Source organism: Flavobacterium sp. N2550 (genome assembly GCF_025947265.1).
Lineage (GTDB): Bacteria > Bacteroidota > Bacteroidia > Flavobacteriales > Flavobacteriaceae > Flavobacterium > Flavobacterium endophyticum.
Genome location: NZ_CP110007.1, coordinates 2,323,979 through 2,344,314 on the forward strand (window position 1 = coordinate 2,323,979; position 20,336 = coordinate 2,344,314).

The 20,336-nt window shown below is 39.2% G+C and carries 12 protein-coding genes; 7 read left to right on the top strand and 5 right to left on the bottom strand.

Features of this window, described 5'->3' with window-relative positions:
- Positions 1-52 precede the first annotated feature (52 nt).
- The 7 genes from OLM56_RS10225 to OLM56_RS10255 all read left to right on the top strand — a co-directional run bounded on the left by OLM56_RS10225 (position 53) and on the right by OLM56_RS10255 (position 15,682).
- Positions 53-4,477, top strand: a complete 4,425-nt coding sequence (locus OLM56_RS10225) for a T9SS type A sorting domain-containing protein (RefSeq protein ID WP_264526884.1) — start codon at positions 53-55, stop codon at positions 4,475-4,477.
- Between the two features lie 295 nt (positions 4,478-4,772).
- Positions 4,773-7,772 (top strand): T9SS type A sorting domain-containing protein, encoded by a 3,000-nt coding sequence (locus tag OLM56_RS10230; protein WP_264526885.1) that lies wholly within the window; start codon positions 4,773-4,775, stop codon positions 7,770-7,772.
- A gap of 91 nt (positions 7,773-7,863) precedes the next feature.
- The gene (locus tag OLM56_RS10235; RefSeq protein ID WP_264526886.1) at positions 7,864-11,628 is read left to right on the top strand and encodes a T9SS type A sorting domain-containing protein; all 3,765 of its coding nucleotides are present in this window, start codon (positions 7,864-7,866) and stop codon (positions 11,626-11,628) included.
- 89 nt (positions 11,629-11,717) lie between these two features.
- The gene (locus tag OLM56_RS10240) at positions 11,718-12,716 is read left to right on the top strand and encodes a glycosyltransferase (RefSeq protein ID WP_264526887.1); all 999 of its coding nucleotides are present in this window, start codon (positions 11,718-11,720) and stop codon (positions 12,714-12,716) included.
- A gap of 6 nt (positions 12,717-12,722) precedes the next feature.
- The gene (coaE, locus tag OLM56_RS10245) at positions 12,723-13,307 is read left to right on the top strand and encodes a dephospho-CoA kinase (RefSeq protein ID WP_121376541.1); all 585 of its coding nucleotides are present in this window, start codon (positions 12,723-12,725) and stop codon (positions 13,305-13,307) included.
- 71 nt (positions 13,308-13,378) lie between these two features.
- A complete protein-coding gene (locus OLM56_RS10250; protein WP_182493750.1) occupies positions 13,379-14,962 on the top strand; it encodes a sensor histidine kinase in 1,584 nt (527 codons plus the stop codon).
- A gap of 3 nt (positions 14,963-14,965) precedes the next feature.
- Positions 14,966-15,682, top strand: coding sequence for a response regulator transcription factor (locus tag OLM56_RS10255; protein ID WP_121376539.1), 717 nt, complete (start codon positions 14,966-14,968; stop codon positions 15,680-15,682).
- A gap of 41 nt (positions 15,683-15,723) precedes the next feature.
- On the opposite strand, the gene OLM56_RS10260 is transcribed toward OLM56_RS10255, so the two are convergent.
- From OLM56_RS10260 to OLM56_RS10280, 5 genes are read right to left on the bottom strand one after another with little or no spacing between them, the layout of a single operon-like run.
- Complete coding sequence (locus tag OLM56_RS10260) at positions 15,724-16,464, bottom strand: acyl-[acyl-carrier-protein] thioesterase (protein WP_264526888.1); 741 nt, start codon at positions 16,462-16,464, stop codon at positions 15,724-15,726.
- 18 nt (positions 16,465-16,482) lie between these two features.
- Complete coding sequence (miaA, locus tag OLM56_RS10265; protein ID WP_264526889.1) at positions 16,483-17,403, bottom strand: tRNA (adenosine(37)-N6)-dimethylallyltransferase MiaA; 921 nt, start codon at positions 17,401-17,403, stop codon at positions 16,483-16,485.
- A complete protein-coding gene (locus tag OLM56_RS10270; protein WP_264526890.1) occupies positions 17,400-18,218 on the bottom strand; it encodes an ion transporter in 819 nt (272 codons plus the stop codon). The genes miaA and OLM56_RS10270 overlap by 4 nt, the downstream gene beginning before the upstream one ends.
- A gap of 40 nt (positions 18,219-18,258) precedes the next feature.
- On the bottom strand, positions 18,259-19,620 hold the full coding sequence (locus OLM56_RS10275) for an exonuclease domain-containing protein (protein ID WP_264526891.1): 1,362 nt from the start codon (positions 19,618-19,620) through the stop codon (positions 18,259-18,261).
- A 51-nt stretch (positions 19,621-19,671) separates the two neighbouring features.
- Positions 19,672-20,334 (bottom strand): YggS family pyridoxal phosphate-dependent enzyme, encoded by a 663-nt coding sequence (locus OLM56_RS10280; protein WP_264526892.1) that lies wholly within the window; start codon positions 20,332-20,334, stop codon positions 19,672-19,674.
- Positions 20,335-20,336 lie beyond the last annotated feature (2 nt).

Here is a 20,336-nt window from a genome sequence, read left to right on the forward strand (position 1 = left end):
AGTTTATTAAAATTAGTATTTTAGCGGTCTGTTAATCAATTTATACTTTTTTATGAAAAAAATTACGTTATTGCTGATGCTATTTGTCGGCTTTCTGTCCTATGGACAGGTCTGGTCGGTAGCATCATGTCTAGATCTCGGGTCCAATACTTATGGGCCCATGAACAGTACGTCTGCGGTGAATTCCACGAACCGTACTGCCGTAATCTATCCAGCTTCTCAATTGACTGGAATTGCGGGTCAGGTTCTTAACTCTGCCTATTTTGAGAGAGTTACTGGTACTGGAACTATGGCTGGGACTCCGAATTTCAAAATCTATTTGAAAGAAACTTCCAGCACAGACTGGGGAACTGGAGCATTAGACTGGGCGACAGCTATCACCGGAGCTACTTTGGTTTATGATTCTAACCCTGCTACAGCTAGTGGTTCGTCTGCTGGCTGGAAAAGTTTTGTTTTTACCAATAACTTTACATACACAGGGGCGCAAAACCTAGCCGTTTTGATGGAATATACAAATTCAACGGCAAGTACGACAATTACATGGAGTTATGAATTCCAAAGCCCATGTATTAATACGGGTAATTCAAATACCACGAAATATTCTAACAATACTTCGGGTACATTGCCAGCAAGTTTAGGATCTTCTGATTATAGAAGACCGCTTATTGGTTTTGATTACAATGTTTCATGTAATGTGCCGACAGCCTTGACCCCAACTGCTGTTACAACAAGCGGAGCCACTATAAACTGGACTGCTCCTACGATAGCTCCTGCAGAAGGTTATGAGTACTATTTGAGTACTTCTGCTACTACGCCGTTACCTTCGGCAACACCAACAGGTTCTGTACTTGCAGGTGTTACTACTAAAAGCTTTACAGGATTGCCTTCAGCTACGCAACATTATGTTTGGGTAAGATCAAACTGCGGAACTGGCGACAAGAGTACATGGGTTGCAACTACATTTACGACAGCATGTGGTACAAATGTTCCTTCGTACCTTCAAGATTTTACGACTTTCGTTCCGACATGTTGGAGTACAGCTGGCGATGGGGATCCTACAACAGGACCGATTGGTACAGCAGCGGGTATCTGGGTAGCAGACGGATTCTTAAATAACGGAACAACTGGTGCTGCTAGAGTTAACTTATATAGCCTTAACAGAAAAGGATGGTTGATTTCTCCTCCTATCAATATGAGTGCTGGAGGATATAGAGTGAAGTTTGATGTTGGTGTAACAGCCTTTACAGGTTCAGGACCAGCAGAAATTGTATCAGATGATAAAGTTGTTTTCTTGGTATCTCAAGATAATGGAACAACTTGGACCATACTGAATACTTGGGATTCTACTAACTCTCCTTCAAATCTAGGAACTGTATATACTGCAAATCTTGCTACTTATGTGAGTCCTACTACTAAATTTGCATTTTATGCAACAGATGGGCCTCTTGATGATACTCCTGATTATAATTTTTATGTAGATAACTTCTTGGTTGAAGCTATTCCAAGCTGTGAAGCTCCTGTTAACGTAGTGGCTTCTGGCATAACAAATGCAGCAGCAACTATTACTTGGGATGCTGTTACAGGCTCTACAGGATATGAATATGTTCTTGACCAAGTGGCGACTAGCCCTACAGGTGCAGGGACTACGATTGCTGCAGCGCCATATAATGCTGCTTCTTTAAATGGAAATACTACTTATTATTTCCACGTTAGAAATAATTGCGGTTCAGAGTTCAGCCTTTGGACGACAAAAAGCTTTAAAACACTTCCAAACCCACCAGCTAATGACGATTGTACAAATGCTGTTGTCTTGACTGTAAATCCTAATTTATTGTGTGGTGTTAAAACTTCAGGTACATTACTAGGAGCTACGGATTCTGGTGAAGGTGATAACGGTGCAGGTGTGCCTAATGATGATGTTTGGTATAAGTTTGTTGCTACAGCAACAGCGCACCAATTTACAATTTCTAATGTTGCAGGAACTCCGACAGATTTAGTACATGAAGTATTGGAAGGAACTTGCGGGGGCGGTTTGTTTAGCCTAAACATTAGCGATCCAAATACAAGTACTGTAACGGGTCTAACACCAGGAAATACTTATTATGTAAGAGTATTTAGTCTTGCAGCTGCAACTGGAGCTACAACAACATTTGACCTTTGTGTTGGAACTTTCCCTCCAGCTCCTGCAAATGATGATTGTTTCGCGGCAGTTACATTGACTGTAAATGCTGATTTAGCTTGTGGCGTAAAAACTTCAGGTACTTTGCAATCCGCTACAAATTCAGGTGAAGGCGACAATGGCGCTGGTATTCCTGATGATGATGTTTGGTATAAATTTGTTGCAACTGCAACGTCTCATAGAATTGCTATCTCGAATGTGGCAGGAACTCCAACTGATATAGTACATGAAGTACTAGATGGAACTTGTGGCGGCGGTCTGATTTCTTTAGTTGTCAGCGATCCTAACACAAGCACAGTAACTGGATTAATTCCTGGAAGTACATATTATGTAAGAGTTTTCAGTGTTGCTGCGGCAGCAATGACAAACACTACAACTTTTGACCTTTGCGTTGGTACTTTCCCTGGACCTCCAGCAAATGATAACTGTAGCGGAGCTATTGCTTTGACAGTTAATGCTGATTTGGCTTGCGGCGTAAAAACTTCAGGTACTTTACAGTCTGCTACAGATTCTGGTGTGCCAGATAATGGAGCAGGTCTTCCAAATGATGACGTATGGTACTCTTTCGTAGCGACTACAGGATCACATACTATCGCTTTGTCAAATGTTGGCGGAACTCCGACAGATTTGGTACACGAGCTTATGGTTGGAACTTGCAATGGTTTAGTAAGCTTGAATGTTAGCGACCCTAATAGTTCTACATATACAGGATTAACGCCTGGTACAACTTACTATGTAAGAATCTTTAGTTATGGAACAGCAACTGATGCTTCAACTACTTTCGATGTTTGTATCGGTAGTTCAGCTGCTGCTGCTGCTCCAGCAAATAATGAGCCTACAGGAGCAGTTAACTTGACGGTTAACCCAGCTTTAACATGTACGGCGACACAAGCAGGAACTACGATTTCTGCAACCGCTTCGGCTGTGCCAGCTCCGGCTTGTAATGCTACTGGATTTAATGACGATGTGTGGTATACATTTACTGCAACTGATGTTCGTGCTAGATTTACATTTACTGGAACTGCAACTGGTGCTGTAATGGCAACTGCATTATACACTGGAACTCCTGGAGCTCTTGTTGAAGTAACAGGATCTTGTCAAGAAGGAAATGTTCAAAACTTTGCAAACTTGACAGTTGGTACGCTTTATTATGCTAGAGTTTTCACAAGTTCAGCAAGTCCAATTGCGACTTCTGCTTTCACTTTATGTGTTGGAACTCCGCCTGCGCCACCTGCAAATGATGACTGTGCTAATGCAGTATTGTTAACTCCGGGTGCTACTCTAACTTGTACATCACCAGTTAGTGGAACTACAGTTGGCGCAACACAAAGCCAAAGTGTAGGTACTTGTTTTGGTAACCCAGATGATGATGTTTGGTATAAATTTGTTGCCACTGGAACAGCTCACAGCATCATAACTGCAAATGTAACAGGAAGTGGTACTGCTGATATTGTTACACAAGTATTTGATTCTTGTGGAGGGACTTCAATAGTTTGCCAAGATTCTCCAAACTCGCCAGTAAACTTAACAGGACTGACAGTTGGAAATACCTATTTCTTTAGAATTTATTCTTATGCTTTGACTACAACAACATCGTTTACAGTTTGTGTTGGAACGCCAGCACCGCCACCTGCTAACGATAACTGTGCTAGTGCTGTGGTATTGACTCCAGGTGAATTGTTCGCAACGAATCCGGTAATTGGAACAAATGTATCAGCAACAAATTCAAATCCTCCTGCTCCTGGCTGTGCTAGTTTTTCAGGCGGTGATGTTTGGTACCAAATTACTGTTCCGGCTTCAGGAAGTATAACTATCGAAACAAATAGCAATACTGGAGGCGTGATCGCAGATACTGGTTTAGCTGTGTATAGTGGAACTTGCGCTGCTTTGACTTTAGTTGAATGTGATGATGATGATAGTACTGACGGGAATTTCTCTAAAATTGTTTTAAGCGGAAGAACTCCTGGAGAAGTATTGTATGCAAGTGTTTGGGAATATGGCAACGATACGTTCGGAACCTTTAAAATTTCTGCTTACGATGCTTCATTAAGTGCTCCTTCATTTGATGATACAGACTTCAGAGCTTATCCTAACCCTGTTGTAGATGTATTGAACTTGTCATACACACAAGAAATTTCAAACGTGTCTGTGTTCAATTTATTAGGACAACAAGTACTTACAAAAACAATTGGAGCTACCGATGCTTCTGTTGATATGTCAAACTTAGCTGGCGGAACTTATTTAGTAAAAGTGGCTGTCGATAATCAAGTTAAGACAATTAAGGTGATCAAAAAATAATTGACATAACCTTTTTAAAATAGAAAATCCCGACTGCATTTGTAGTCGGGATTTTTTTTGCTTTATCCGAAATATTTGAACCTATTTTTTGTTATTCGAGCAATCCAGATATGGCAAAGTTTAAAAGGCAAAAATTATATAAAATGCCGTAAATAAAGGGAAGTAGGCACTGCGTAAAAATGTTTTTTATATAAAAAAGCGTCATTTAGAGGCTTTTTGTTTTATTTATTAAATCTTAAAAATATATTAAAATAATTAATTATATTGCAGTGTATTAACTAAACTATTAAACAGTATGAAGAAACTTTACTTATTGCTTGTCATGCTTTGCTGGCAAGTTAATTCGCAAACGCTCAATCAATCGGCAGGCTGGCCAAACCCAGCCTGGACGATTACTGGGAGTTACAATTCGGCTGCCGCCGCTTTTGAATCCGATCCAAGAACAACTGCAAGCTTTGCGTATGACGACGACGATGCCGGAAATCCGCACGATGATAGCATTGCGGCAGAATCTCCGGTTATTGATTTGACACCTGCTTTTACGGCAGGAGAAACCACATTAGAAATAACGGTGCAATACGGCTACTATTATTTGGCTAATGATGTCTTAAGATTTGAATATTGGAATGCAGCGACATCTGCGTGGGTTCCTTGGGGGACAAGCAGTATTCCTGGAAATAATACAATAGTGACAGATAATTTTTGTTCGATTACAAAAACAACTTATCTAACTGAGGGGCTTAATATTTCTACTTTTACGCCAGCACAATTGACAGGGTTTAAATACCGCATATTTTACGATGATGATATTGCAACTAGTGATTGGAATTATGGCTTCTGTTTCAGCTCTCCAACAATACGTTCCATAGCTTGTGGAGCTCCAACCGGACTTGCGGTTTCAGGAGTTAGTGCTGGTGGTGCCACTCTTGCTTGGGATCCTACTTTGGGGGTAACAGGATTTGAATATGTTTTAAATACAACAAGTGGCGATCCAACTGGAGCTGGAACACCGACAACAGCAACTACTTTGTCTCCAACCGGATTGCCTGCAGGGACAACGCATTATTTTCACTTAAGAACCATCTGTGCTACTTCACAAAGTCCGTGGAGAACAGTTTCGTTTACAACTAGCCCTGCTAACGACAGCTGCTCAGGAGCTATAACGTTGACCGTAAATGCAAATTTATTGTGTACTGTAAAAACATCAGGAACTCTTGAATCTGCAACGGATTCGGGTGAGCCAAACGGAGGTACTGGTACGCCAGACGATGACGTATGGTATAAGTTTGTCGCTACAGGAACTACACATAGAATAGAGCTTTCTAACGTAACAGGAAATGTAACCGATTTAGTTCATGAAGTACTAGAAGGAACTTGCGGTGGGGGATTAATCAGCTTAAGCATAAGCGATCCTAATATAAGTACAGTAAGTGGCTTGACAGTCGGAACTACATATTACGTAAGAGTATTCAGTTACGGCTCTGCAAACAACCCTACGACTGATTTTGATTTATGTATAGGCACATTCCCGCCGCCGCCAGCTAATGACAGCTGTGCAGGAGCTATTATGCTTACTGCAAATACGGATGCAAATTGTGCTATCGTTACGCCTGGAAACTTAACTTCTGCAACAGATTCTGGTGAAGGAGATAATGGTACAGGAACACCTAACGATGATGTTTGGTATAAATTTGTAGCAGCTCAAACAGAGCATAGAATTTCACTTCTAAATGTGGGAGGAACACCAACAGATCTTGTTCATGAGTTATTAGAAGGAACTTGCGGAGGTGGTTTGACCAGTATAAACGTTAGTGATGCAGACATGAGTACAGTAGGAGGATTGACTGTAGGAAACACGTATTATGTAAGAGTCTTTAGTAATTCGTCAGATACAGGAGCTACAACAACATTTAATATTTGTGTTGGAGTGCCACCAATTGGAGCGGTTTGTGAAAATCCAATTGTTATTGCCAGCTTGCCATACACTACTACCGATAACACCAACCTTTATGGTGATGATTATGATTTTCCTAATGGAGGCGAATCAGGTTGTGCCGGTACATCAAATTATTATTTGAATGGTGATGATGTTGTGTATGCTTATACACCAACAGCAAACCAGTCGATCAATATCAGAATCCCGAATGCTCCAGCTTGGTCTGCAGTTTTCGTTTACACAGATTGTAGCGCAATAGGAACAGGAGCTGTTGCTTGTGCTGCTGGAAGCGGTTCTGGAAATAGAGAAATCAATCAGTTTTCTGTAACAGCTGGTACTACATACTATATTGTTCTTTCAACTTGGCCATCACCGCAAAGTTTTGCGTATACGATGAATATTACAGTAAATACTTGTATTTCTCCAACTGTAGCATTTACTAGAACATCAAATTGTGCTGTTTCGCCAGGATTCTTTGTAAATGCTAATATATCTAGCTTAGGATCTGCAACTTCTGTGACAGTTACTGACAATCAATCTAGTCCATCTCAGCAAGTAACAGCTACAGGAAATGTTCAGTTTGGACCTTATGCTAACGGAACATCTGTTGTCCTTACCGTAACAAATAATCAAGATGCAAGCTGTGTAGTAACAAGTACAGCTCAAACTCAAGCAGCTTGTCCTCCTGTGAATGATAATTGCGCTAATGCTGTAGCAATAACTCCTACTGGATCTTTCGGAAGTGTTACTGACGGAACAAATTTGGGTGCTACTGCGAGTTCTACAGAAACGGTACCTACAACATGTAATGGATATTCTGGTGGCGACGTATGGTTCTCTGTTGTCGTGCCTCCTAGCGGTAACTTGACAATTGAAACAGGAGCTTCTAGTACTAGTGCGCCTCCTTTAGATACTGTAGTTACTGTGTATTCAGGAGCCTGTGGTTCATTAGTTCAAGTAGGTTGTGATGACGACGGAGCAGCAACAGAAGCTTATTCTTTAGTTACTTTGACTGGACAGACACCAGGTTCGACATTGTATTTGAGAGTTTACGAATATTCAAATGATGGTACCGGAACTTTTGGTATTTCAGCATACGATACTTCATTAAGCACTAACTCTTTTGACAATGCAAGCTTTAAAGCCTATCCAAACCCTGTAAAGAATTTGCTGAATCTGTCATATACTGAAAACATGTCGGATATTACCGTATTTAATCTTCTTGGCCAGCAAGTCCTTTCTAAAAAAGTCAATGCTACTGAAAGCCAAATCGATATGTCGACTTTGACTAGCGGTACTTATTTGGTAAAAGTATATGTAGGCAATCAAGTGAAAACACTAAAAGTGGTTAAGCAATAATAACCTGATTATCAAAAATATTTTTAAAAGCCACCAATTTTGGTGGCTTTTTTTATACTTTCGTAAAGTATTATCCCCAAATAAGTAACACATGGAAAAACACTACTTTGATTCCATCTATCAAAGAACAAAGACTTTAGGCTTTCTAAAAATTGTATTGTTCTTCATTTCCATAAACTCCTTTTCCCAGACCGTATTGATTAATCCGAATTCTGACGGCGGATTTGAAAATGGAAATACCTTCGCTTCTAACGGATGGAGCGCCATCAATGCTTCGACCGACAGTTGGAATGTTGGAAACGTTCCCGTGGCAGGTGCAGGAACTAACTGCGCTTTTGTTTCCGCTACAGGTGGAGCTACTTGGCAGTATTCACAGACCAGTTCAGTCATTCACTTATATAAAGAAATAACCATTCCTGCTAACGAGCCTAAAATTGCACTTTCTTTCCGATGGAAGGCTGGAGGCGAAGGAACGGGAGCTAATGATTGGGACAATATGAAAGCCTTTTTGGTTCCAGCTTCTTACAATCCTGTTGCAGGAGTTCCAATACCGCCAACGTATCAAGTAGGTACCTTGTACAAGCTGAGTTCAACAAATTGGAACACAGCCACTATTGCTTTAGCCATTGTGCCTGGCACATCTTATAAGTTGGTATTTAGCTGGAAATCCGATATCCTTGATGTCGTAAATCCGCCAGCTGCTATCGATCAAGTTTCGATGATCTCGAATCCGCCTGGCAATTTTACATCTATAGCTTCAGGAAACTGGAACGTTCCGGCTACGTGGGATGCAAACGCGGTTCCGACTAGTGCAGACAATGCAATTATTGCTACAGGTACTACGGTAACGCTGAACGCGAATAATTTAGCGATAAATGATCTTACGGTTAACGGTACTCTAAATTATGCGGCGGCAGCGGTAACGTTTGCCGTAAAAGGGAACTTGCTGGTGAATACTGGAGGAAATCTAGATGCCTTTGCCGGTACGGTAGGCAAAAGCCTTGTAGTTTCAAGGAATTTTACAAATAATGGAAATATTGACCTTTCAAAAGGAACAGTACTTACAAATATCTTGACGTTCGACGGTATCATTGCGCAGACGGTAGGAGGAACAGGGACATTTACAAATAATGTCATCCGAAATCTTACCTTTAACAATTCATCATCAGGTGTTATTACTTGGAATTTTAATGATATCAGGGTTGGAGGTAATCTTACTTTCACCAAAGGAAAAGTCGCTTTAGGAACTAATACGCTGATTCTTGGCACAGGTGTGACTCAAGGAACAGGGAACAATGGTATCGGAGCACTCGTTTATACTTCTGGCGGATTTGTATCTGGAACCTTTTCTAGATGGTGGGCGAATACGGCTACAGGTACAGCATTGACTGCCGGAACCCAGCCGACGGCTGCTTTAGGCCGATATCCTTTTATTAGTAATTCGGGAATTAATAGGGCAGCCTATGTTCAGCGCGTAACGCCTACTGTGGGTGGACAAATTGCTTGCCGTTATGTAGATGCTCCGGCAACTTCTGCTTCGTCAATTTCAGATGCAGGCTATACCCTTGATTCAAGATATGATGGAAGTTGGACGTTCTCAACTCCGGGAACTGTTCCTGTTTCGGCAACCTACAACATTGCGCTCATCGGACAAAATGCTTATCTAGCTTCAAATGGAAACAGTAGAATTGTAAGAGCTGCTTCAGCATTGGAGGGTACACATCTAAACGGTACAAGCCTGCCTGTCGGACAGCGTACAGGACTTACGCTTGCTCAACTAACCCAAGCACCTTTGTATTTAGGAGTTTCTTTTGCCGATACTCCAAACTTCTCTATTGCTAGTGGAAACTGGAACAATGCTTCGATTTGGAGCAAAGGAAACGTTCCGAACTGTACAGAAGCTGTCAGTATTGCTTCAGGACATACTATAACTCTAAATTCTGCCGGGAATGTATGTAAAAACCTTACCGTGTCGTTAGGAGGAACTCTATCCGTTTCTGGAGGAGATTTGGTCGTTGGCTGTACAGATAATAATAATTCTTTAAATATTCTGGGCGTTTTCAATGTAACGGCTGGAACTGTGAATGTCAATGGAAACATTGCCACATCATACGGTTCTGTATTTTCGCAAAGCGGAGGTAACATCAACGTTGATGGAAATTCAGGTACGGTAGCGACAAGTGTTCCGAATGGTACGCGAATCATCAATATTATCCCAGAAGATTCAGAAAGCTTAAATTGGACAGGAGGAACGTTAACGATTGTGGATCCTCATGCCTCAACAACAGCCAACGATGTCTTAAGGGTCGACGGTGCTTTTGAAGGTTCTGTAAACGTTACGGCGGGACACACTATTCGATTTGGAAATGGAGTCTCAACACAGGCTGGTGGTAACGCAACGAATGGTTTTAGGGTGAATGGCTGGGCTACAGTCACAGGATTGCCTTTAGGAAACGTAATTGTTGAAGGTCCTGCAGGAGTAAACCGCCATTTGACGAGTACGTATCAATTTCCTGTGTACGGCAACCTGACGATTAATGATGGTGCCGAATGCCGTATTCCTACAATCTATTTGAATGGTAATGCTGTAATCAATCCTGGAGGGATTCTTACTTCTACGACTGGATTCTTCTTTGTAAATACGCGATTTATTAATGATTCTACGGTATCTTTCAACCCAAGCCTTAATCCGCAGCAAATCACGAACAACGGAACGATCAGAAATCTAGCAGCACCTCCGACAGCGAATTTTTCAAATGTCGTAGTGACTAACGGAAACGCCTCTGGAGTAACTCTAAATTCGCCTTTGTCTTTAAGTGGTACGTTAAGCTTGAATGAAGGAAAACTAAATACTTCAAATACAAATCTGCTTACCGTCGGAACAATTACGGCGGCTGGAGACATTGCAGGAGGCTCTGAAACAGCCTTTATCAATGGCCCGTTAGTAAGAACATTTGCTTCTAACAGGGCTTCATTAGGAACATATACAGGTGCGACGCTATACCCTGTCGGAAAAAATAGTAGCTACTTGCCATTTTATGTGGATCCATCAACTTCAAATGGTGCATTGCAAATAAAAGGCGAAGTATTTACCACTAATTCAGGAACGTTTCCTGCAAATGTTTCGGTACTTTCTAACAATCGTTGGGAAGCATCAGTTATTTCAGGAAATAGCAATTTCTTAAATGCAAATGTGAGGATTACCGATGCAAGTATCGCTTCGAACAGCAAAATGTTGAAATCTGCTACAGCTACTGGCGAATATGCTGTTTTCTCACCAGTTTCAATACCATCATCTGGAAGCTTGACAACCTATTCCCCAATTATGGCTGCTGATTTCACAGGGTATTTTTCACACGGGCAGATAATCTGTACAGGAACCGTGTTGGCGCCGACGGGCACTGCCATCCAAGATTTCGTGACTGGGCAGACATTGGCAGATTTTGTAGTCAACGGAACGGATATCATCTGGTATGATGCTGAGATTGGCGGAAACATTCTTCCGCTGTCTACATTGATTGTCAGCGGTGTCACTTATTATGCTTCTCAAACCGTAAATGGCTGTGAAAGCAGTACCAAGCTGGCGGTTACAGGTGGCATCAATTTGCAGAGAGAAGATTTCGAATCCATCGCTTTTAAATACTACCCGAATCCAGTAGAAAATACGTTGAACCTTATATCTTCAGAAAATATTGAGTCGGTAGAAATTTATAACTTTTTAGGACAGAAAGTCTTTTATGCAACATTCAATGCAATGGAAGGCGAAGTAGATTTTTCATCGCTATCCAAAGGAACTTATATTTTGAGAACCAAAATAGGCGAGCTGGTAAAAAATGTAAAAATCGTCAAGAAGTAGATCATGCTAAAATAACAAAAGAGCCATCCTCAATCAAGGATGGTTTTTTTGTTTATAAAAGTTATCTTTGTTACAGTTTAAAAACCGTTATGAAATTTTCTTTTATAATTCCTGTTTACAATCGTCCAGACGAAATTGACGAACTTTTGCATAGCCTGACTTTGCAAGATTATGCCCAAGATTTTGAAGTTGTGGTAATTGAAGACGGATCGACCGTGCCTTGTAAAGAGATTACAGATAACTATCAAGACAAGCTGAATATTTCGTATTACTTTAAAGAAAATTCCGGGCCAGGCGATTCAAGGAATTTCGGAATGAAGAACGCAAAAGGAGATTATTTTTTGATATTAGACTCTGATTGTATCCTCCCGCCCGAATATTTATCCGAAGTGCAGAAAGCTCTTGAAACCGATTATGTAGATTGTTTCGGTGGCCCTGATAAGGCATTAGATAGTTTTTCGGATATACAAAAAGCCATAAATTTTTCCATGACGTCTTTTTTGACAACAGGAGGAATTCGTGGCGGTTCGGAGAAAATAGGAAAATTTCAGCCTAGAAGCTTCAATATGGGATTGTCTAAAAAAGCCTTTGAAGCCAGCCAAGGTTTTGGAAATATCCATCCCGGTGAAGACCCTGACCTTTCTATCCGACTTTGGAAAATGGGCTTTGAGACGAGACTATTCCCGAACGCTTATGTCTATCACAAAAGAAGAATCGATTGGTCAAAATTTTACAAGCAGGTTAATAAATTCGGAAAAGCCAGGCCAATCTTAAATAGCTGGTATCCTGAATACAACAAGCTCACTTTTTTCTTCCCAACGCTTTTTTTTCTAGGATTTGTTGTTTCACTTCTCTTCTTGCTTTTCGGGATATCGATCTTCTTGATACTATATGCTCTTTATTTTATAGCCATACTGGTTGTTTCGACATTTGAAAGCAAAAGCTTAAAAATTGGATTCTTTTCACTTTTTGCCGTAGCTACGCAATTTTACGGTTACGGAATAGGCTTCCTGAAATCTTTCTGGAACATTATTTTGCTTAAGAAAAAACCGCAACATGTATTTCCGGAACTGTTCTTTAAAAATTAAAAGATTATGACAAAAATTATTGGCTTGACTGGAGGAATCGGGAGTGGAAAAAGCTCCATCGCCCAGCATATAGAATCGCTGGGAGTTCCAGTTTATATTGCTGATATCGAGGCGAAAAAAATACTCGAGACCGATGCAGTAATTGCCAAAGTTGTTGCCTTATTTGGAGAGGACATACTAGATAAAGAAAAAATAGATAAAAAAAAGATCGCAGCATTGGTTTTTCAAGACCCCGAAAAACTTAGAAAATACAACAACATCATTCATCCCGAAGTCTTCCTGCATTTCCAAAACTGGGTAAAACAGTACGAAAACCTTCCTTTAGTCGTAAAAGAAGCCGCAATACTTTTTGAAAGCGGAAGCTATAAAGATTGCGACAAGATTATTTTAGTCACAGCTCCAAAAGAGACTAGAATCAAGAGAGTTATGAAAAGAGATGGCGTTTCAAGAGAAGCTGTCGAACAGCGAATGGCACATCAATGGGACGATGAAAAGAAAAAAGCCCTTAGCGATTTTGTAATTGAAAACATCGATTTGGCGAAAGCTAAAGAATCTGCAGAAAACATAATTTCCGTATTAAGAAATCAATAATTTATGAATTAGATGTTAATGTTTGGTTAATGTATTTATTGATTAAATGTTAAAATGTTAATTTTGTTTCGATGAATAAGACATTGTTTCGCTTACTGGTTGTGTTGATGAGCCTATCTTTGATAGGAATTATTTTGGTTCAGTTATATTTGATTAATACATCTTTCAAGAATAACGAAGAGCAATTTAAATATCATGTACAACAAGTAATAGGAAATGTTTCAGAGAAATTAAAGCAGCAGGAAACATATACTATTGTTAATCAGTATAATATATTAAGAGATAGCATTGGGAAAGACCCAAATCCAAGCCAATTGCTAGATTTTGTTCTTGTACAGAAAAATAAGGTAACGAACGAGACCATTATTTATTCAAACAACATTATTGCAGAAGATTATAATATCAATCTGACGTTCTTTGATAAGAAAAAAGATTCAGTAAAAGCCCAAAGCTATATTTCTAAGCGTCGGACTGAAATATATTCAGGCAAACCGATTGACAATTCAGGAATCCAAAAAAATACGACTCCCGATATAACAATAGAAAAATCTGGAAATATCGAAATGCTTGAAAGAGCACAATTTGATATGTTTTATAAAGATATTGCTGAAACAAAACCTTTAAAAGACAGGGTTTCTAAAGAAAAACTGCAAAAGATGTTGCAGCAAGAATTAAAGCAATATGAAGTAAAAACACCTTTCGAGTTTGGTATTTACAGCGATGGCCTTGCGACAAAAATAAGGTCAGACAATTTTAAATTTGATAAGAATTCAACTTTTCAAACGCCGATTCTGACTGATAATGATGGGAAAAGCAAGTACCAATTGCTGGTTAGCTTTCCGGAGAAAAAGAAATTCTTATTCACAGATTTGGTTGGTATTACCATTTTGTCGATAACATTTACCCTGATTATTATTATTGCTTATGCCAGCGCCTTAAACCAATTGATAAAACAGCGCCAGATTTCTGAAATCAAGACCGATTTTATCAACAACATGACGCACGAATTTAAGACGCCTATCGCAACCATAAATTTGGCTCTGGATGCTATCAAGAATCCTAAGATAATTGAGGACAAAGAAAAAGTCCACCGCTATCTGCAGATGATTCGAGACGAAAATAAACGAATGCACGCCCAAGTCGAAAACGTTCTTAGAATTTCTAAGCTAGAAAAGAAAGAACTTGAAATTAATAAGGACCCGATTGATGTCCAAACTATAGTGGAAGATGCTGTAGAACACGTGAATCTGATTATTGAAGACAGGCAAGGAATCATAAATACGCATTTTAATGCGACAAGAACAACAACATTGGTCAACGATGTTCACTTTACAAACGTAATCGTCAACATTTTAGACAACGCAATAAAATATTCGCCAGAAGCCCCGATTATTGATGTTTATACCGAAAATGTCAAAGATTTTATCCTAATCAAAGTAAAAGACCAAGGACAGGGGATGAGCAAGGTGGCGCAAAAAAGAATCTTCGAGAAGTTCTATAGAGAACATACTGGAGATTTACACAACGTAAAAGGCCACGGTTTAGGATTGGCCTACGTAAAAAGAATTATAGACGACCACAACGGTCAAATATTTGTTGAAAGCGAAAAAGGGAAGGGCAGTACCTTCATTATAAAATTACCACTAATTAATTAAGCTATGGAAAATGTAAACAAGAAAATCCTCCTAGTCGAAGACGATCCAAACTTCGGTTCTATTTTGAAAGACTATTTGAATCTGAATGATTTCGAGGTTACCTTGGCTAAGAATGGGATGGAAGGTTTCGAGAAATTTAAAAAAGATACTTTCGATTTGTGCATTCTTGACGTAATGATGCCTTACAAAGACGGATATACTTTGGCTAAAGAAATCAGAGAAAAAAATAAAGATATTCCGTTAATCTTCTTGACGGCAAAGTCAATGAAAGAAGATGTATTGAAAGGATATAAAGTTGGAGCTGATGATTATTTGAATAAGCCTTTTGATTCAGAAGTATTGTTGATGAAAATCAAGGCGATTATCCAAAGAAAAGCGTCTGACAGCAAAACAGATAATACTAAATTTGAGTTCCAGATTGGAAACTTCCACCTGAATTCAAAACTACGTTTCTTGACATTCAAAGATGAAGAGCCAATCAAACTTTCCCCAAAAGAGAATGAATTGCTTAAAATGCTTGCTGTTCATGAAAACGACTTAATGCCAAGAGAATTGGCGCTGACAAAAATCTGGAGAGATGACAACTATTTTACTTCAAGAAGTATGGATGTTTATATCGCCAAACTAAGAAAATACTTGAAATCTGACGAAGATGTTGAAATCTTAAACATTCACGGTGAAGGTTTTAGACTTGTAGTCAAAAATAAAGTTTCAGAATAAGAGAGAGAGCTTCAAGAAATTGGAGCTTTTTTTTTGACTTTTTATTTCCAGTTTAATTCTAAAGCAAAGCAAGTTTTGCCTTCTTTTGCTATCGAATAAATAGATTTATTGTCTAATGAAGCTTCTTCGATTGAGACCTCATCACCAAGAACCAGTTCCTTCATGAAGTTCATGTCGAAACTTTTTAAGTCCTGCTTCAATATGGATTTAAAATTGACCAAATCCAGGCACCATTCTAAATATTTTACATTATTGACATGATTGACGATATCCAAATCAGAAAGAACTACTTTTCTTTCGCTGGCATTTTTCATGTCTTTTGGAAGGTCTATTTTTTTAACTCTTTCTTCTGTTGAAAATTTTGTAGCGTATTTTTCGAAATGCTCGTGCGGAAGCGCTAAAGGTTCAGGCCTGCGCAACTTTGTATTGAAAACAGCCCAATACGTTTCGCACCCTATAATTTTCTTTCCACCAACATACATTTCTAAAGCTCTAACCGAGCGTGAATTTTCTAAAGAAATGATCCAAGTTTTTACGGTTACGACATCTTTCCATTTAGGCAACGACTCGATTTCAAGCTTCATTCGGCTCAAGACCCAAGCTTGATGAAATTCCTGCATGTCCGTAAAACTGATGCCTCCAATTTCAGCATGATCTCCAGCTGTCAATTGCAATATGTTGCACAAGTCGGTATATTTTAAATAACCGTTTGGAGTACATTGCGTAAAATTGAGTTCCCAGTCTTTGCTGAAAATAGAAGTGAAATTCGAAGCTATTGGCATTTTAATTGGGTATTATTATCAAGAAATAGAATTCTTTATATAGTTTAAGATATCTTCAAAATCCGTTTTGTAATCAAACCATTTTGCGTTTTCTGTTCTTTTGAACCACGTCATCTGGCGTTTTGCAAATCTGCGAGTATTTTTTTTGATTTCCTCGATAGCAAAATCAAGACTAAAATCTCCGTCAAAATAACTGAATAGTTCCCTATAGCCTACCGTTTGTAAGGCATTCAAGTTTTTGTTCGGGTAGAGTTTTTTGGCTTCTTGTACCAATCCGGCCTGTATCATCAAGTCTACGCGAAGGTTGATACGCTCGTAAATTTCGTGCCTTTCCGCTTCCAGTCCGATGATGATTGGAGTGAAATTTCGGTTGTTCTTTTTGCGGTTCAAAAAGGAAGAATACGGTTTTCCAGTTCCGATGCAGACTTCGACAAAACGCATCATCCTTTGTGGATTTTGCAATGTCTGCGGATTTTCATTCGAAATCGTATCGAAATAGGCTTTGTCAAGTCTTTCCAGTTCTTGTTGCAGATAACCGATGCCTAGCTTTTCATAGCTCGAAATAATCTCTTCTCGGACAGTTGGGTCAATTTCAGGGAAACTGTCAAAACCTTTCAGTATAGCATCCACATACAAGCCAGATCCGCCGACCAAAATTGCACAGTCGTTTGTCTTATATAGCTTTTCTAGTTTGTCAATGGCCTCTCGTTCGAAATCGCCTACCGTATAGTTTTCAAAAATCGATTTATTCTGTATGAAATGATGCGGAGCTGAGTCTAGTTCTTCTTTTGAAGGAACGGCAGTACCAATTGTCATTTCTTTGAAAAACTGTCGTGAATCGCACGAAATGATTTCGCAATTGAATTGTTTTGCGAGTTTGATGCTCAAAGCCGTTTTGCCGATTGCTGTGGGTCCGATGATGGTAATTAGATATTTCATAAAGTATGTCCGCAATGATAGCAAAATTTTGCATCGTCCCTATGGTGGTCGGCGCTGCAGTTAGGGCAGACCTGAGTGTTTTCGTGTACTTTTCTGTCCTTGGACATAAATTCTGCGGTAACCAATCCTGTAGGAACGGCAATAATTCCGTAACCCAAAATCATAATAATCATCGAAACAAATTGGCCAAAAGGTGTTACAGGAGTTATATCTCCAAAACCAACAGTCGTAAGTGTAACGATAGTCCAGTAAATACTCATTGGAATACTTGTAAATCCATGTTCAGGGCCTTCAATCATATACATAATCGTTCCTAAGATGATACACAATACGATTACACTGAACAGAAAAACGGCAATTTTCAGCCGGCTTTTCTTTAGGGCAACAACTAATTGGTTGGATGCGCCGACAAAGTGGCCAAGCTTTAGGATTCGGAAGACACGCAATAGTCTTACTGCCCTAAGTGAAACTAAGAAATGCCATCCAGGGAAAAGCAGGTCAATATAAGCAGGCAAGGTCGCCAGAAGGTCTATGATTCCATAGAAACTGAAGATATATTTGAGCGGACGCTTGACTGCAATTATCCTTCCGATGTATTCCAAGGTGAAGAAACCCGTAATAATCCACTCAATGATTGCGAGTTCGGTTCCGTATAAAAATCGTATCGAAGCCACGCTTTCAAGCATTACAGAAATAATACTTACTATAATAAGTAGAAGCAGAATGACATCGAAGAGTTTTCCAAAAGGAGTGTCGGCCTCATAAATAATTTCATGAAGTTTTTTTCTAATTCTTTCTATTCTAGTGATTTCCAAATTAGGTTTTTATCGGATTATATCAAATTTACTAAAAGTCTTAAAAAGATAGGGTTTTAAAGACTTTCTTTTTTCGGAGATAACTTAAAATTATATTTTTAGAATCGCGATTACTGTCCATCGGGATGATGATGTTTTTCAAAATTTCGATATTATTCACCTGATAGTTCAAATCGAAGAAAGCATAACCCTTGAAAGTACCATTTTCAATCAATACGGCGCTTCTTTCTTGGATATTTCTTCCTCGATCGATGATAATCATATTCTGATTCTGGTATTCGTTATTTTCGAAAAAATCTTCAACACGACGGTTGTATTCTTCAGGAGATTCTTTTCCGATGCAGGCACCGTTGCATTGATTAAGCTCGAAAGGAAAACAATGTGTTTTTACGGCCTCAAGACTGTTAATCTTCTGACAGAGTCTATAGTTATCAGTAATTTTAAACAAAGCGCTCTGTGCTTCGGCATGGCTCGCAAACGAAGCCAGCTCTTTCTTTCGGGCATCGGTCTTTTGCATTTTTAAAGAGAGGTAGCCTTCTGTACCTTTTTCAAGATACAACGACCATGGAAAAACAGTTTTTTTCAGCGATCGATTGTATTTTGGCTTATTGACTTTAATTTCTTCGGCTTCTTTTAAAAGTGCAATCAATTCGCTTCCGGTTTCTTCGTAAGTGACGTCAAAAACCTCAAGCTGTATTTTTTTTGATTTTGTGGAGCCGTTCGTAAAATGCTGGTTGACGCGTTTTTTGATATTTCTGCTTTTTCCGATATAAATCAGGTCGCCATTTTCTTTATGGACATAATAAATTCCTGTTGTAGAAGGAAGTCCTGATACGATATCTAGAAGTTTGGGCGCCAGTCCTTTTTCGACTTCTGTTTTGATAAAGCTTTTGACGATTTCTTTTTCAAGATCTTTAGCCAATAGCATTTTGAAAAGCTTTACGGTTGCTAAAGCATCGCCAGAAGCACGGTGCCTGTCGGCCATAGGAATCCCGAGCGCACGCACTAATTTTCCTAAGCTGTAGGAAGGCTGTTCAGGAATTAGTTTTTTGGATAATTCTACCGTACATAGATTTTTACGCTGAAAATCATAGCCAAGGCGTGAAAATTCTGTGCGAAGAATTCGGTAGTCAAATTGTGCATTGTGGGCTACAATCACACAGTCTTCTGTTATTTCTATAATTCGTTTGGCAACCTCATAAAACTTTGGAGCGCTGTGAAGCATGGCATTGTTAATACCTGTCAATTTCACTACAAAAGGCTGAATTGTTTTTTCAGGATTGACAAGGCTGATGAATTGGTCTACAATTTCGTGTCCGTCAAATTTATAGATAGCAATTTCGGTAATTCCTTCTTCATTATACTGGCCTCCAGTTGTTTCTATGTCTAATATTGCGTACAAATTCTGATTTAAGTTTATTATGACAGCTCGCAATCGTGCAAGCCATTTAAATTAGCGTGTTCCAAAGATACTACTTCCAATCCGAACCATCGTGCTTCCGCAGTCGATTGCCAGCTGATAATCGCCAGACATTCCCATGGAAAGTGTTTTTAGATTGCAGTTTTCTGATTTTTGAGTTGGAGCCAGGCTATTAAAAATCGATTTCAAATGCAGAAATTCTTTCTTGATTTGTTCTTGATTGTCTGTGAATGTTGCCATGCCCATCAATCCTGTAATTTTTATATTTTGTAACTTTTTAAAAACTTCCGATTGTAACAAATCATTTAGTTCTGTTTCGTTTAATCCGAATTTTGTTTCTTCTTCGGCAATATGAACCTGTAATAGGCAATCAATAACTCTATCGTTTTTTAGAGCCTGTTTGTTGATTTCTTCTAGTAACTTTAAGCTGTCAACGCCATGCACTAACCTCACAAATGATGCCATAAATTTGACTTTGTTGGTTTGAACGTGGCCAATCATGTGCCATTCGATGTCTTTTGGCATTTGTTCAAACTTTTCCACCATTTCTTGGATCTTGTTTTCTCCAAAAATACGCTGTCCTGCTTCGTAGGCTTCCATGAGGTCGGAAACTGGTTTTGTTTTTGAAACAGCAACAAGCGTTACATTTTCGGGAAGAGAAGATTTTATTTCGAGAAGATTATTTTTTATTGACATAA